The organism is Candidatus Epulonipiscium viviparus (assembly GCF_030708075.1).
GTDB classification, from domain to species: Bacteria; Bacillota; Clostridia; order Lachnospirales; family Cellulosilyticaceae; genus Epulonipiscioides; species Epulonipiscioides viviparus.
This window is the reverse complement of the sequence record NZ_CP117982.1, coordinates 2,987,038-3,003,942: the sequence shown is the minus strand read 5'-3', so window position 1 is coordinate 3,003,942 and position 16,905 is coordinate 2,987,038. Positions and strand designations below refer to the sequence as shown.

Sequence of the window (16,905 nt, the reverse complement as noted above, 5' to 3'; positions counted from 1 at the left end):
ATAGTATTGACAACTAAAAAGAAAAATATAATAACAGTTTAATTTTTTTATATATTCAGCGGATTATAACCTTACTAAATCTTTTAGTTATAATATAATATATCCATATTTTGGATATGATATACATTTTATACAATCTAACTTATTCATTTAACAATATATGTTAATGATATAAAGTGTAGAATCGTGACTAGAGTTCAAATTATTATGTATACTAAAAATGATGTTCTTTTTATATATATTTATAATCTGCCTTTAATATTCATTTTTCACAAAAAAAAGAACAGTTATTAACTAAACACTTTAAGATCAAAAAAGGACACCAACTTGCATGTCCTTTTTAAATAATTTACTTAGATTGTGTTATCGCTGCTTGAGCCGCTGCTAGTCTAGCAATTGGAACTCTAAATGGTGAGCAAGATACATAATTTAAGCCCACTTTTTGACAGAATTCGATTGTAGATGGATCTCCACCATGTTCTCCACAAATACCAAGCTTAATATCTGGTCTAGTTTTGCGTCCTTTTTCAACTGCTATTTCTATTAACTGACCCACTCCAGTTTGATCAAGTCTTGCAAATGGATCAGATTCATAAACTCCTCTTGCGTAGTAATCTTCTAGGAATTTACCAGCATCATCACGAGAAAATCCAAAAGTCATTTGTGTTAAGTCATTAGTTCCGAAAGAGAAGAAAGCAGCCTCTTCAGCAATTTGATCTGCCAATAAAGCAGCTCTTGGAATCTCAATCATTGTACCAACTAGATATTTAAGTTCAACACCAGATTTAGCAATTACATCGTCTGCTGCCGCTACAATAATATCCTTAACATATTCAAGTTCTTTTTTATCTCCAACAAGAGGAATCATAATTTCTGGAACAATATTATATCCCTTAGACTTCTTCACTTCAATTGCAGCCTCTATAATAGCCCTAGCTTGCATATCTGCAATCTCTGGATAAGATACAGATAGTCGGCATCCACGGTGACCCATCATAGGGTTAAACTCGTGTAAACTATCAATAGTAGCTTGCAGACTTTCATAAGTTTCGCCAATCTCTTTTGCAATTTCCTCGATATCAGCTTTATCTGTAGGCAAGAATTCATGTAGTGGCGGGTCTAGTAGTCTAACAGTTACAGGTCTTTCACCCATCGCTTCATATATTCCAATAAAGTCACCTTTTTGAAGAGGCAATAATTCTTTAAGAGCTGCTTTTCTTTCTTCAACTTCTTTAGCTACAATCATTTTTCGAACTTTTTTAATTCTGTCTTCTTCAAAGAACATATGCTCTGTACGGCAAAGTCCAATTCCTTCTGCACCAAACTCAACCGCTTTTGCTGCGTCAGCTGGAGTGTCTGCATTAGTTCTAACTTTCATAGTTCTATATTCATCAGCCCACTTCATAAACTTTTCAAAATCACCACTAATTTCTGCTTCAACAGTTTTTAATTGTTCTCCATAGATATTTCCAGTTGAACCATCAAGAGAAATATAGTCGCCTTCTTTATAAGTTTTTCCGTCTAAAGTGAAAGACTTATCGTGTTCATTAATTTTAATTTCTCCACAACCAGATACACAGCAAGTACCCATACCACGTGCAACAACAGCCGCATGGCTTGTCATTCCTCCGCGTACAGTCAATATACCTTTAGATGCATGCATTCCTTCAATATCTTCCGGAGAAGTTTCTAGTCTTGTCAATATAACAGCTTCACCTTTGGCAGCTGCAGCTTTAGCATCTTCTGCAGTGAAGTAAACTTTTCCTGTGGCAGCTCCTGGAGAGGCAGGTAAACCTTTTCCAATTGTCTTAGCTTGCTTAAGAGCAGTAACATCAAAAGTAGGATGAAGTAATTGATCTAATTGTTTAGGTTCAACACGAAGAACAGCTTCTTTTTCAGTAATCATACCTTCTTTAACTAGCTCAACTGCAATCTTAAGAGCAGACGCAGCCGTTCTTTTACCATTTCTAGTTTGTAAGAAGTAAAGTTTTGTATCCTCAACAGTAAACTCCATATCTTGCATATCTCTATAATGATCCTCAAGTTTGTTCGCAATCGCCATAAACTCTTTATATACTTCTGGCATATCTTGCTCTAGATGGCTAATAGGTTGAGGAGTTCTAACACCCGCAACAACGTCTTCTCCTTGTGCGTTAATTAGATATTCTCCATAAATCAACTTTTCTCCAGTCGAAGGATTTCTTGTAAAGGCAACACCAGTACCAGATGTTTCTCCCATATTACCAAATACCATCATCTGAACGTTTACAGCAGTACCCCAATCAGAAGGTATATCATTCATACGTCTATAAGCTATCGCACGAGAGTTCATCCACGATCTAAACACTGCTTGTACGGCTTCTAGTAACTGTGTCTCTGGATCTTGAGGGAAATCTTTACCAAGCTCTTTTTTATAAAATTCTTTAAACTTAACTACCATTTCTTTTAAGTCATCGGCATCAAGTTCTGTGTCTAATTGTACGCCTTTCTTTTCTTTAAGTTCATCTATTATAACTTCGAATCTAGATTTAGGAAGCTCCATTACTACGTCCGAAAACATCTGTATGAATCTTCTATATGAGTCATACGCAAATCTAGGGTTACCAGTTTTCTTTGCCAATCCTTCAACAGAAACATCTGTTAAACCTAAATTTAAAACTGTGTCCATCATACCAGGCATAGAAATTCTAGCTCCCGAACGAACTGACACAAGTAGAGGATTTTGTGTATCTCCAAATTTTTTGCCCGAAATTTCTTCTAACTGAGTTAGAGATGACTTAATTTGATCAATTATGTCCTTTGATAAATTTTTATCATTGTTATAATATTCAGTACACGCTTCGGTTGTCACAATAAAGCCTTGTGGAATTGGCAAGCCTAGTTTAGTCATATCACATAGATTTGCACCCTTTCCTCCTAGAAGATTTTTATTCATATCCCCTTCTTTAAACATATAGACCCATTTATGTGCCATTTTATATTACCTCCAATAAAAATTATTTTGTCGTTTCATATTTTATACCAAAAAATATCATTTGTATAGGCTCTTAATTATCTATTTTTTTTGTAATATATTTCAATATTCCATTTATATTTATACGTTCTTGCTTCATAGAATCTCTATCACGAATTGTAACCGAATTATCATCTTTAGAATCAAAATCATATGTGATGCAAAATGGAGTTCCAATTTCATCTTGCCTACGATATCTTTTGCCAATAGATCCAGCTTCATCATATTCAACATTAAAATGATCTGATAGCATATTATAAATATTTAGTGCTTGTTCAGAAAGTTTTTTTGACAAAGGAAGAATAGCCGCCTTTACAGGAGCCAGCGCAGGATGAAATTTAAAAATATTTCTGCTATCTCCATCTTCTAATGATTCTTCGCAATATGCTTCGCATAAAAATGCCAAAGTAACTCTATCTGCACCAAGAGACGGTTCTATACAATACGGAATATACTTTTCGTTTGTAGTCGGATCAAAATAATTCATGTCTTCACCAGAATGCTCCATATGCTGCTTTAAATCATAATCAGTACGACTGGCAATACCCCAAAGCTCACCCCATCCAAACGGAAATTTAAATTCGATATCGCTAGTCGCATTGCTGTAATGAGAAAGTTCTTCTTTAGCATGATCTCGCATACGAATGCTTTTTTCGTCTATTCCAAGATTTAATAACCAACTTTTACATATATTTTTCCAGGTTACAAACCATTCTAATTCAGTACCCGGTTTACAGAAAAATTCAAGTTCCATTTGTTCAAACTCTCGAGTTCTAAAAATAAAATTTCCCGGAGTAATTTCATTTCTAAACGATTTGCCAATTTGACCAATACCAAACGGAATCTTTTTACGAGAAGTTCTCTGCACATTTTTAAAATTGACAAAAATTCCTTGAGCAGTTTCTGGGCGAAGATATACCGTATTTTTAGAGTCTTCAGTAACTCCTTGAAAAGTTTTAAACATCAAATTAAATTGCCTAATATCGGTAAAGTTATGCGCATGACAAGAAGGGCATTCTATATTATTTTCTTTAATATAATCTTGCATTTTCTCATTTGACCAGCCATCAACTATTTCTTCTACACCATTTTCTTTCATGTAATCTTCTATAATTTTGTCCGCTCTAAATCTTTCTTTGCAAGACTTACAATCCATAAGAGGATCAGAAAATCCTCCTAAATGCCCACTAGCTTTCCAAACAGCAGGATTCATTAATATTGCACAATCTACTCCAACATTTAATGGATTTTTTTGAATAAAATTTTTCCACCAAGCTCTTTTTATATTATTTTTTAATTCAACACCTAATGGACCGTAGTCCCAAGTATTAGCGAGTCCTCCATATATTTCAGATCCAGAATATACAAATCCTCTTGATTTTGCTATTGCAACAATTTCTTGCATTGTTTTTTCCATCTTATACCTCCAAAAAAAAAGACTCTTTGCCATAGACAAAAAATCTTCTCGTCTGTTATAAATTTAGCAAACCTAAATTATTCTGTCAAGGATAATGAATAATTAATTCTATCATCACAGGATCAATTAGAGAATCTAACACAGGAGTTTGATTAAAATCACTTGCATTTTCTCTAAGATAGTCCGCTAAAATAGCATAATCAGATTCACTATTTATAATATAATGAAGAACTCCATCAATACTCATGTCAAAATAATTTAGTTCTTGTTCATCTAAAATTCGTCGTAATTTATCAACTACATCTTTATTCGGAGCATTTAATTCCACAATATAGCTAACAGGATTACCCAGATGCTCTTCCTCACTTGGAATATTTCTCGCTGCAACTGGAGGGGTGCTATACATCATAGGAACAGGGCTTTGCTCTGCAGGTTGATTAAAGAATGTACTAATTCCTACTACACAAATTGCTAAAACACTAGCTGCTGATAAATAATATTTTGTATAATTATGTTTTTTAGGGGCTATTTTATTCATAAGTTCACTATGAAAATTATCTGGTAAAGGCACTTCATCCAGCATCGATAATTGTTCTTTTATCTCGAGCAACAACTGCAAATTACTTTGACAATCATCACAAGTTTTTAAATGTTCTTCTATTTCCAACCTTTGAGATGGTTCAAGTTCTTCATCTATATACAAAGACAATTGTTCCAAATCACATTTCATTATAACCCCTCCTTTCTATTATTATGACGCCAAAAGCTTCTAAAAGGTTCCTTGTCCTGTTTCAAAATATTTTTTAATGCATTCCTAGCCCTAAATAATCTTGATTTAACGGTACCTAACGAAATATTTTTCTCGGTTGCTATTTCTTCATAACTTAAGTTTTTTACATCTTTTAAGATTATAATCTCACTGTATTCTTTTTTCAATTCATCTAGCGCACTTTTTAATATTCTCAGTCTCTCTGCATCTTCCACTTGCTTTTCAATGTTAATCTTTGTATCTTCAAGTTCCAAAGCCCATTCTTCGTTTTGATTAATAGAAACAACTTTCTTATTCTTACCCTTTCTTAGTATATCCAAACATTGATTAGTTGCAATTCTATATACCCAAGTGCTAAATTTAGATTTTTCTTCAAATTTACCCAGTTGTTTCCAAATTTTAATACATACTTCTTGTGCAGCATCAAACGAATCAGCTTCGTTTTTTAAAACTTTAAAACATATCCGATAAATTGTACTTTCATAACTTTTTATAAGTACCTCAAAAGCCCCAACATCACCACTTTGAGCTCGTTTAATTAAACTACTTTCGTCCATAAATTCCTCCACTCGTTAAATTCTCAAAAAGCCAATTTCATTTAGAAATCGGCCCCTAAAATATTTTTATTAAAATCTTTTATTGGAATAGGTTTTGAGAAATAATAACCCTGAACCATATCACATCTTGTTGACTTCAAGAAATCTAGTTGTTCTTTAGTTTCAACTCCTTCTGCTACCACAACTACGCCCAATTCTTTAACCATCTTCACAATATTTCTAATAACTATACGGCTTCTTTCATTGTCGGCATCAAAACTAAAAAAGCTTCTGTCTAATTTAATTATGTCCACATCAAAATCTTTTAAAAACCCTAATGAAGAATATCCATAGCCAAAATCGTCCATCGCTATTACAAGGTGGCTTGTTTTAAAATTTTCGAAAATTGTTTTTAATTCAGATTCATTATCTAGTATTGTACTTTCTGTTAACTCAATCTCGATATATTTTGTGTTTACATTATACTTATCTATAATTGCCTTAATTTCGCTAGTAAAATTAGGATTATTGATGTGCACTCTAGAGAAGTTTACTGAAATAGGAATAGGGGTTATACCATTATCGATCCACTGTCTAATTAAGATACAAACTTCTTCTAGCATATACTTATCTAATTTTGTAATAAATCCATTGCTTTCAAATAACGGAATAAATTCGTCTGGAAAAATCATCTTTCCATTATCTTCTATCCAACGCACTAAAGCCTCCGCTCCAACAGGTTGTTCGGTTATAGTGTCATACTTAGGCTGCAGAACAACTTTAAATTCTTTGTGCTCAAGAGCCACTTCCATCTTATTGGTTATTTCCGCTGCTTTTAACATAGTTTTTTTGAAATTCTCATCATAATCACAAAAATATATGTTCTTTTTCGATTTGGCTGTTTTGTGGGCAATATCAACCTTCGCAATAATCTTATCAATATCATTTTCATCTTCTTCTATTTTATATCTTCCATAAATAAGTTTTATATGATGGAAAGGTATAAACGAAACCGCCTCTTTAAATTTATTCTCATCTAAACTCAGCTCATTACTTAGATCTGAAAAAAATTCACTTGGTCCCAAGAGCAGAAATTCATCTACTGCAATCTTGGCGTAAGTATAGTTCGGGATCTCATCAGTATGTACAACATCTGCTAATGCACGTAATACTTTATTTCCAGTATCATGTCCATATAATTCATTAATGGCTTTAAAATTGTTGATATCTAACTTTACTATACTAAAATCTTTGTCTGGATTATCCACAAGAAGTTGATTAGCCTCCATTTTAAATTTAACTAAATTAGGCAGACCTGTCAATTCATCATAATAAGCCAACATACGAATAGTATTAAATGTATTCCTTTGCGCAAAAGAAGTTATAAATACAAGAAGAACTAATACAATAACCATACCGAAAGTGAATAAATTTACTTGTTCCATTATATTTTGAGTATAATCATCAATAACCTGCTCTGGCAAGATGTATATTAGCGACCAACCATTAAAATCAATTGGACAAATTTCACCTATTCGAGTATCTTCATTAAAAGTATAAACTACATTCGTAGATTCACCTTTTTGAATCGCATCAAGCACTTTATCTGTTAAATCCTGATCTTTAAAAATTTCAAACATATTAACTTTAGGCTGAGTAAGTTCATTTGTATGCTGCGCAATAATTGCTCCTGTCGCATCCAGTACAAATATAAAACTTTGACCATCAAAAGCAGACGTTAATAAACTTTCAAGATTAGAAATATTATATTCTCCTGCTACATAACCTTGAATTTCCCCATTTTTTTCTATTGGTATTGATAACATGATAACATCTTCATTCGAAAAACTTGATGTGATTATATTTGAAATGTAGTTTCCGTTTATCATTTCTGTAAAATACGGCTCATTTGAAATGTCTATTTTTTCATTATTAGCTGTGATACCAATACCATCAACTCCAACAATATTTATGTGCTTAAAGGAAGATATTTCTTCTACAATATCTATATATTCTAACGTTGTCTCAATATCCATATTTGAAGAAGCACCCACTGTAGTTGCTAATAAATTTAGTAGTTCAGAATTTGAATTTATATCTTCATTTAAAATAAACTGCTGTTTTAACGAAATTTCTTTCAACGCTGTCATCGTCAATGCTTGCAATTCATCATTTATCCGCACATTATAACTCATTGTACCCAAAACAATAAAAATAGTTGTAAAGATTCCACCCATCAATAAAATTAAATTGTGCCTTTTATTATCCATAAATCCCCCCACATTTCTTAATTATTTTTTAAAAGTATATCACAAACTCCAAAATGTTTCAATACGAGTTTGTGATATATTTCAAGGGATAGTATATATTCCCAAGCAAATCTTTAAAAGTTTCTATCGAATTTAATATCTCTTCATCTATAATATTCTTTACATAAATATCTTGAACATAATATATATCATTATAAATATGCACTGGTACTGTATAGGACACTTTGCTAGACAAATAATTTTCATTCTCGTTTACAAGTTGATGCAAAAAAACATTTTCACCCCAAAGTTCTTTTGTAAATGATATTAAATCCTCATTAATCGAAATTCTAAAATCATCTTCTTTCCCATAATCTCGATTATTTATGTCTGTGTATAAAATTGCTTTGATACGCGGATGTTTTTCTATCATATCATCATAAAAGAACTCCAAATCATCTTTTGTCTTTGCAATAGTATACGTAGAGTCCACACTAGAATAATGCGATATTGCCAGACCAGAAATCATCAACGGCTTTTTCTCCTGAAACAACTGATACCATAGATCAATTTTAGTTTCTAGATTACTATAATCAACTGCTTGATCATTTTTATATTTTGGCATATATACATTTAACCCTATCCAATCAACATATTCATCTCCAGGATAAAAAATGAGTGAATCTTCTATATTGTTATAATCTACACTATAGACAAACACTGTATTTGGTGCATTTTTTTTGATAATATTATATGTTTCTATATACAATTTTTTATATTTTTGCGGATCTGTAATATCTTCTGTCAAGGGATACAACTCCAAAAATATCGGGATATTAAACATCCTCTTCATATCTCCTATCAGATAATAATATTCACTCGTCTTCTCCGTTAATAAAAACTTAAAATATGGAGTTTGCTTATCCGCTATACATTGTAAAATTTCATTAAGACTTATCGAATTTGCCCCTTTGTATTGAAACACTTTAAATGCCAAATCAGTATCCAAACTATTCAGAAAGTCTTGGTCGCTTATATCTTTGTTGCCCATATATGCGCCAAGATAGACTCCACTATAGGGCTCATATTTACCCAATTTTTCATTATTTTCTACAAACAATGTAACCTCTGTTTCTTTAAATACATCGTCCATTTTTGCCACTTCTGCTATAATCGGAATCTCATTTTCTATGCAACCAGCCATTGATGCAGCACAAAAAATAGCTAAGATACATTTTTTCATAATTGTTCACCTCAGCCAAGATTATTGCCGAATGTTTTCATTTATATTCAGGTCATCAATATATTTTTGCACCGCTTTCAGGTAATGCAAATACATATCACTTGCTATTTCTATCTCGTACGCATTTGCAAATTCATTATACGGAATAGATTTTCTCCCCCCTTTCATAGCATCTACAAAATATTTTGCTAAAATCTCTATAGGAGTAAGATAATATTTTTCGTATCTCTTAAAATATACAATCAAAAAAGCTACTCCATTTTGCTTTGCAAACTCGTTCATAAAATCGACCTGATGCTGATGAATATTTGCTAGTGGTAACGATGCTGCTGTCGTTTCTTTTGCATCAAAACAAATAGGAGTTCCTTGTGCCACTCCGATATAATCAACCGTACTTTTTTGATCAAAATAAGCCAGTGTGATTACTTTTTTTGTTTTATCTATTTTGATAGGTGTTATGGGCGTTGGAATTTTTTGAATGACTGCAAGATTCTTTTTTCTATACACATCGTTTGTAATATTTATTAGGGCTTCTAATTCGCTTCCTCTCAAGCCCCTGCTCCGCCAGTATGCCACGCTTCCCCTCCTTGCTTGAATTCTTCTTGCTATATTGCCGCAAATATAGTAAAATTACCTAAAAAATATATATAATGAGGTGATACTAATGACAAAATATTCCAAATTATTATCAAACGTTATCGGTCAAAAAATAGACTATTTTTCTTTGGATGCCCTTCAAAAAGCCAAGTTATTTTATGATTGTGAGTTTTATACCCGAGCCGGAAAAATCTTTTTCGCATATCAAGAATATAACTATGCGTTAGATGCGTTTTTGAAGGGTAACGATGGAGAAGGGATCGTTTACTCTTACACCAAGTTAGGCCGCATTCAAAACGCCATAGACGCTGCCATAAAATTTAAACTCTATGCCTTAGCAGGTTCGCTTTATGAACAAATTGGCGACTATCCCAATGCCGCACGATTCTTTTCTCTCAAAACTCCTGTCAAGGCAGCCACATACTATATAAAATCTGATATGCATTACGAAGCCGGCATTTGCTATCTAAATAGCGAACGATATGACCTAGCCTTTTTTGAATTTAATAAATGCAAAAACCCTGCCGAAGTTCAGCAAGGTTTACAATCACTCGAAGAAGTTGCTGTTGTACTATACTTTGATAAAAAATACATCGAAGCTTACCAGATTTTCATAAAATTAAAACTATTTGATTCGGCTCTAATCTGTGCTTATGAACTCAAAGACAAACAGTTAATCAAGGAGAGCAAAATCTTGATCAAGAAAATGTCTGCCTAGTCCAATATTTTAGAAAATACAGTTGGTACATATGCTATGAAAACTCTATCTTCTAAATAGGATAAAATATTATTGCACCTATCAAACTTAACTTTATAAGCACACAAAAATTGGGACGTTAAATTGTATGCTTGTTTAAAATAATGGTTTGTCACATTGTTGCCATACTTATAATCTCCTATAATAGGATGTCCTAGTTCTTTCAATTGAGCCCTAATCTGATGCGTCTTTCCGGTAATTAATTCAACTTCTATCAAAGTCACTCCATCTCTTTGTTCTAAAGGTATCAACTTTGTCACGATTTCTTTGGTTCCAGCTGCTTTATAGTCTAAAATTTGTACTTCATTTTTATTTGCTAACTTTCTATGAAAAGCTCTGATAGTAATAGTCTTTTTTATATTTCCTTTTACCACTGCCAAATATGATTTAACTATATTTTTATCTTTTAGCATTTGCGAAATAGCTACAGAACTGACCTGGTTTTTTCCAACTAATACCAATCCCGAAGTATTTCTATCGAGCCTATTAGAAGGTGCAGGCCTAAACCCGTTTAACCCTTCTAATTCACCCTTTTCATTCAAATATGATAGCACTTCTTCTGCAAGGCTTACGTCCTCTCGTCGTGCTTTTTGAGTCAACATCCCAATCGGTTTATCGGCTATTAAAACATTCTCATCTTCATATATTACCTTAAAATGTTTTGCCAACTTTGTCGGCGAAGATACTTCTGCTTGCAGAAAAATCTTAAGTGTATCTCCAGTTTTAAGCTTTTCGGACCCCTTCGGCTTTTTGCCATTTAATTTTACCTTGTTTGTCCTAAATGCTTTGTATACATAGCTCATAGGGTAGTTACCCAAATATTTTAGTATAAATTTATCTACCCTTTGATCACATTCTGTTTCATTAATCAACACTTCTATCATAGTATCATTCCCTCTAATATATGAGAGTTGGCTTCTTGCTTATCTTTTATCGGCTTTATCTTATTTATTTGATCCAACAACTTGCTCAAACTTTCACTACTTTGAATAGAACAAAAATGAAGATGCGCTCTATCAATACCTTTAGCTATAAACTTATTATAAAAAACATCATCCAAATTTCTAGTTGGCTGCGGATCATATACTACAAAGAAAATTAAGTTTGCCTTCAATATTATATGCGGAAAATATTTATCTCCCTTTGCTGTTGGGATAATAACGCTGTGATAAATAATCGCGTCATTTACAATATCTATGTCCTTGGCAAATTCGGCATCAGGAAGTTTATACTTTCTAAATGTCAAATAACGCGTTAGGTTTTGGGCTAATCCTAATGTCAACACTGCTGCCAATATAGTAAAATAATTTGCTCTGTTTTTTGTGATAATAATCCCAATTATAAAAATTGCTAAAATCACAGTAGCCCATGTTAGGGTTCGAATTAAAAAGAATTTTTTTCGTCGTTGTAAGTAGTTCACTTCCTGTTTAATCAATGTGTTTTCCTCTCTTTCTATTGCCTATTGTACCATGTTTGACCAATAAGTCAATATTTATAACCCATTAAAGCTTTATCTTTTAGACTTATCATAAATTTCTCCCAAAGCTTTTGGCATCCGATTATTTTTTGAAAAGAACACTAACAACAATAATGTAAAAATATATGGCATAGTCATCGCTATATCTGAGAATGTACTTGGCAACCCTAACATTCCTCCCAACGAATATCCAAATGATCGCGCAAAGCCAAATATTAAACATGCAAATAAAGTAGGTATAATTTTCCAATTTCCAAATATCATTGCTGCGATGGCCAAATACCCATATCCAACATAAAAGCTTGCTGAAAAACTCGCATATATAGAATAAGCAAATGCCAACCCTGCTAGTCCTGCCAATGCGCCAGATACCATGATTGCTAACACTCTCGTCTTTTCTACTCCCACTCCTGCGGCCGCCACTGCATGAGGATTGTCTCCACAAGCTCGCAAATGTGCTCCAAATTTTCTATGATACAGTACATACCAAGCAATGATCGCGACCACAATTATTACAATATTAAATATATATATTTCTGTAAAAAACGCACCCACTATTGGCAACTCCGACAAAAATGGAATGTCAAATTTCATTGTAATCCCCAACTCTAATTTTGATGATGGTTTGCCAAATGCGACAGCGTTGATTTGCTTAGTCAAAAATGTTGTAAGCGCCATGGCAAGCAAGTTCATCACAACCCCACTAATTGTTTGGTTCGCTTTAAATTTAATACACAACAACGCATGTATCAATGAAAATAACATTGCCCCTGCCATTGCGGCAACCGCGGCTATTGCAAATGACGCTATTCCCCCTTGAGGAAAAATGCTACTTGTAAACACCACTGCTAATGCTCCAAAAAATGCGCCTACTCCCATAAATCCTTCCACCGCAAGGTTGACAATGCCACTTCTTTCGCAATAGATCGCACCAATTGCTGAAATCAAAAGAGGCAATGCAAAAGCCATCCCGTCAATAATAATTGTTTCCATCTAAAAGCCTCCCTTTTTAAATTTAATATACGCGCCACTTGCACTACATAACAAAATCAATGCTGTAATCACCGATGCGATCTCCGCTGGAACTTTTGAAATCGAGCTCATATACGCACTACCTTTGGTAATAATTGTAACGATAAATGAAGCCACGAAACTCCCTGCTGCTGTCAAATTTCCAAATAATGCCACTGCGATGGCGTCAAATCCCACAGTCGGCAATACGCGTGGTTGAATAGACCAGTTAAGCCCCAGGTAATACGTTACGCCTGCCAATCCTGCCAATGCCCCAGACAATAACATAGACTTGATAAGAGTAGCTCCCACACGAATTCCAGCGTATGTCGCGGCCTCCTTACTCTTACCTACAACATCCACTTCATATCCTATTTTAGTACGATTTCCTATAAACTCAATCACACATACGGCAATAATGGCCAGAATAAATCCCAGTGGAATGTCCATTTTCAGATTCGCTGCCTCAACATTTTTAAGTGTTAATGATGCCGCCGCATTTATGTTTCTAGATTGTCTCGAAACAACATCTATATACTTAGTATTTATGAAATAACTTACAACATATTGGATAATGTAATTAAACATAATACTCGAAACTACTTCGTTAATATTAAATTTATATTTCAAATATCCGATCAATCCTGCAACTAAAGCTCCCACAACCATTCCGATAACGACAACAAGTGGCTTCGCAATAAATGGATTTAGAGAGCTGTATCCAACTGTAATCGTTGCTATAAATCCTGCCAGCAGCATCTGAGATGCAACTCCAATATTAAATAGACCTGCCTTAAATGCTACAACCACTGCCAATGCCGCAAAAATCATTGGTGTCAGCGTATTCAGAAACACCATAAAGTCCGTAAACATGCTCTTAAATCCTGCATACGAAGGTTTCGGCCACAACCCCGATCCCTGCAACAAATTCTGATACGCTGTAATCGGGTTTCTTCCTATTATAAGAATAACGACTACGCCAGCTAACAAACTGATTAACAGTGATATAAGCGGTATTATTAATTTTTTCATTGATGCACCCCCATCATAAATTCTCCTATTTCTTCTTTACTCACTTCTGCGGTTTTCTTAATAGCCTGAATTTCACCGTTGTAAATCACGCCAATCGTATCGCTCAGCTGCATGATTTCGTCTAACTCTAGCGAAATTAACAAAATAGCAGTTCTCATATTTTTGAGCTTCAAAATCTTATCCTGAATCTTCTTAATTGCCCCAATATCCAGCCCCCGAGTAGGTTGCACAAATATTAACAACTTTGCATTTCTAGCAGTCTCGCGAGCGATGATGATCTTTTGCTGATTCCCTCCACTCATCGAACGCGTATTAGTCTTGGGTCCGTTTGCACAGCGAATATCATAATTTGCTATCAGACTTTTTGCAAATGCGGTAAACTCATTTTTGTACAATATTCCGTTATGGCAAAATCGTTCTTTATAATAGTCTCGAAGCACCACATTTTCGCTAATATCAAAGTCCAAAACTAGCCCATATTTATGCCGATCTTCGGGTACATATCCTATCGCAGCTCTTTGGCGCACCGATTCTGCCGAAATGTCGATATCATTCACTATCACTTTCCCAGAACTTTTAATTATTCCGCAAATAGCGTCCGCAATTTCGGTTTGACCATTTCCCGACACCCCTGCTAGCGCGAAGATTTCGCCTTCACGTATTTGAAACGACACATTTTTAACAATTTCTTTATTAGTTGTCACACAAAGATTTTGTACATCTAAAATAATTTTCCCAAATTTAATATTTGGTTTATATGATTCAAACGAAATATTTTTACCCACCATAAATCTTGCCATATCCTGAGTACTCAAATCTGCAACTTCATATACATCAACCAGCTTGCCTTTTCGTAATATAGCACAACGATTCGCAATCTTTTTGATTTCTTCTAATTTATGTGTAATCAGAATTATGGTTTTGCCACTCTTTTGCAAATTAACAATAATTTCCAGTAAATATTCAATTTCTTGGGGAGTTAGCACTGCAGTCGGCTCATCAAAAATCAAAATCTCTGCATCCTTATACAACATCTTCAAAATCTCTACTCTTTGCATTATCGATACCGCAACATCTTTAATCTTATCTGTCGGATTCACCTGAAGCCCATATTTTTCTGATAACGCGGCCACTTTTGCATTCGCTTCTTTTAAGTCTACAACAGGAAATATCCCAAATTTTTTCTTCATCGGTTCTTTGCCCAACACGATATTTTCCGTGATTGTATATTCGCTAACCAATTTGAAATGCTGATGCACCATACCAATATTCAGTTTATACGCATCGTTAGGAGATTCTATCACTGCCTTTTTTCCACGAATAAAAATCTCTCCTGCATCCGGCTCATACATTCCAAAAATCATACTCATTAACGTAGATTTCCCTGCGCCGTTTTCACCCAACACTGCAAAGATCTCGCCCTTTCTAATTCCAAAACTCACATCATCATTTGCTATAATTCCCGGAAACTTTTTCGTAACATGTTTTAACTCAACTATAAAATCTTCCAAACAATTCACCTCCATATAAATAAAGAGTCACCAAATCAATGGCAACCCTCATATGTCTCAAATATTATTGTGCACTTGGTAATCCTATAAATGTTGTCGGAGTCAAACCATTGAAGTTCGATGCCGGTACAATTTCACCGACCTGAACTGCGGTATAAACATCTTCTAGCTTTGCTAGCGTATCATCGCTCATTAAATGGCGTCCTGGTTCATGCGCATATCCTGTCGAATCGCTATCTGCCTTTCTCAGATGATGCCCACCTTCAAACGTACCATCTGTTACAGCTTGTAACATTCTATCTACATTTGCATCCATAACTTTGAGCGCAGAAGTGAGCACAATATTTTCGCTGCCCTTTTGCCCATCATTATATTGATCAACATCTGCTCCTATCACTTTTATGCCATCTGCTTCCTTTGCCGCGGTAAATGCCCCATTGCCAGAGCCTCCTGCAAACACAAATAAAATATCCGCCCCCTCGTCAATGAGATCATTAGCAATAACCTTGCCAGTGGCCTCATCCGCAAAGTCGCCCACATAGTTTCCTCCAACCACTTTGCCTGTTACATCTGTTCCCGCATATGACGGCAACTCGATCACTTCTACATCTGTTCCAAATACTTCATTTGAATAATTTACGCCGCTCTCAAATCCATACTGCGCATTAACATTAGATGGATACCCAATCCCGTTAATAACAGCCACTTTGTCTGTTTCACTCTCTAGCGCCGCGGCAACTCCTACAAAAAATCCTGATTCTTGCTCTGCAAATTCCATCGAATATAGATTCTCAAACTCGGTTTGCCCATCCACTTCTTGCGGAGTCGTATCTACCAAAATGAACTTTTTGTCTGGATTTTCTGCAGCAATAGTGGATACACCTGCAAATTGAAATCCTGGCGTTACTATCACATCGTAATCTGCAACAATGTCGCTAACCATTTGAATACACGCCGTTACATCCCCCGTGGTTTCTTGCATTGCAGTAACTGTGGCTCCCGGATTGTTTTCTATATATTCCAAGATCCCATCATAATTATTTTCGTTGTAATTTCCATCATCCACACCCGATGGACTTGTTACAATTGCGATTTTCAATCCTGTTGCTGAATCGGTTGCTAAATCTGTCTCTGCCGCTGCGCACCCCCCAAGCATCGCCCCAAACAACATTAATGCAAATAATTTAACCTTCATTTTAGAAAAACCCCTTTCCGTGTTATATTGAAACAAGTATATTAAAATTATATTATAACCAATTGTATATGTCAATAATTTAAAATTCGGCAATACTT

General features: G+C 34.5%; 14 protein-coding genes. 1 reads left to right on the top strand and 13 read right to left on the bottom strand.

Annotated elements, in window-relative coordinates; all coding sequences use genetic code 11:
• Positions 1–349: 349 nt before the first annotated feature.
• The 7 genes from ppdK to PCY70_RS12745 form a co-directional block, all read right to left on the bottom strand.
• Positions 350–2,974: a pyruvate, phosphate dikinase gene (gene ppdK / locus PCY70_RS12775; protein WP_305767679.1), complete on the bottom strand. Its 2,625-nt coding sequence runs from the start codon at positions 2,972–2,974 to the stop codon at positions 350–352.
• A 73-nt stretch (positions 2,975–3,047) separates the two neighbouring features.
• A complete protein-coding gene (locus PCY70_RS12770; RefSeq protein WP_305767676.1) occupies positions 3,048–4,430 on the bottom strand; it encodes a glycine--tRNA ligase in 1,383 nt (460 codons plus the stop codon).
• Positions 4,431–4,515: 85 nt separating this feature from the next.
• On the bottom strand, positions 4,516–5,160 hold the full coding sequence (locus PCY70_RS12765; RefSeq protein WP_010168968.1) for an anti-sigma factor family protein: 645 nt from the start codon (positions 5,158–5,160) through the stop codon (positions 4,516–4,518).
• Positions 5,160–5,756 (bottom strand): RNA polymerase sigma factor, encoded by a 597-nt coding sequence (locus PCY70_RS12760; RefSeq protein ID WP_305767675.1) that lies wholly within the window; start codon positions 5,754–5,756, stop codon positions 5,160–5,162. Before PCY70_RS12760 ends, PCY70_RS12765 begins: the two co-directional genes overlap by 1 nt.
• A 41-nt stretch (positions 5,757–5,797) precedes the next feature.
• Complete coding sequence (locus tag PCY70_RS12755; protein WP_305767673.1) at positions 5,798–8,005, bottom strand: EAL domain-containing protein; 2,208 nt, start codon at positions 8,003–8,005, stop codon at positions 5,798–5,800.
• A 58-nt stretch (positions 8,006–8,063) separates the two neighbouring features.
• Positions 8,064–9,227 (bottom strand): glycosyl hydrolase, encoded by a 1,164-nt coding sequence (locus tag PCY70_RS12750; protein ID WP_305767672.1) that lies wholly within the window; start codon positions 9,225–9,227, stop codon positions 8,064–8,066.
• Between the two features lie 21 nt (positions 9,228–9,248).
• Positions 9,249–9,803, bottom strand: a complete 555-nt coding sequence (locus PCY70_RS12745; protein WP_305767671.1) for a Holliday junction resolvase RecU — start codon at positions 9,801–9,803, stop codon at positions 9,249–9,251.
• A gap of 88 nt (positions 9,804–9,891) precedes the next feature.
• Here PCY70_RS12745 and PCY70_RS12740 point away from each other — a divergent pair, with 88 nt between their 5' ends.
• The gene (locus tag PCY70_RS12740) at positions 9,892–10,542 is read left to right on the top strand and encodes a hypothetical protein (RefSeq protein ID WP_305767669.1); all 651 of its coding nucleotides are present in this window, start codon (positions 9,892–9,894) and stop codon (positions 10,540–10,542) included.
• Here PCY70_RS12740 and PCY70_RS12735 read toward each other — a convergent pair.
• The 6 genes from PCY70_RS12735 to PCY70_RS12710 form a co-directional block, all read right to left on the bottom strand.
• Positions 10,539–11,465 carry an RluA family pseudouridine synthase gene (locus PCY70_RS12735; protein ID WP_305767667.1) on the bottom strand — a complete coding sequence of 309 codons (927 nt, stop codon included), beginning with the start codon at positions 11,463–11,465 and terminating at the stop codon, positions 10,539–10,541. The two genes, PCY70_RS12740 and PCY70_RS12735, sit on opposite strands and share 4 nt — an antisense overlap.
• Positions 11,462–12,016 (bottom strand): hypothetical protein, encoded by a 555-nt coding sequence (locus tag PCY70_RS12730; protein ID WP_305767665.1) that lies wholly within the window; start codon positions 12,014–12,016, stop codon positions 11,462–11,464. Before PCY70_RS12730 ends, PCY70_RS12735 begins: the two co-directional genes overlap by 4 nt.
• A gap of 75 nt (positions 12,017–12,091) precedes the next feature.
• Complete coding sequence (locus PCY70_RS12725) at positions 12,092–13,051, bottom strand: ABC transporter permease (RefSeq protein WP_305767663.1); 960 nt, start codon at positions 13,049–13,051, stop codon at positions 12,092–12,094.
• The gene (locus PCY70_RS12720) at positions 13,052–14,101 is read right to left on the bottom strand and encodes an ABC transporter permease (RefSeq protein WP_305767661.1); all 1,050 of its coding nucleotides are present in this window, start codon (positions 14,099–14,101) and stop codon (positions 13,052–13,054) included. It lies immediately after the preceding gene.
• The gene (locus tag PCY70_RS12715) at positions 14,098–15,612 is read right to left on the bottom strand and encodes an ABC transporter ATP-binding protein (protein ID WP_305767660.1); all 1,515 of its coding nucleotides are present in this window, start codon (positions 15,610–15,612) and stop codon (positions 14,098–14,100) included. Before PCY70_RS12715 ends, PCY70_RS12720 begins: the two co-directional genes overlap by 4 nt.
• 64 nt (positions 15,613–15,676) lie before the next feature.
• Positions 15,677–16,807, bottom strand: coding sequence for a BMP family lipoprotein (locus PCY70_RS12710; RefSeq protein ID WP_305767658.1), 1,131 nt, complete (start codon positions 16,805–16,807; stop codon positions 15,677–15,679).
• Positions 16,808–16,905 lie beyond the last annotated feature (98 nt).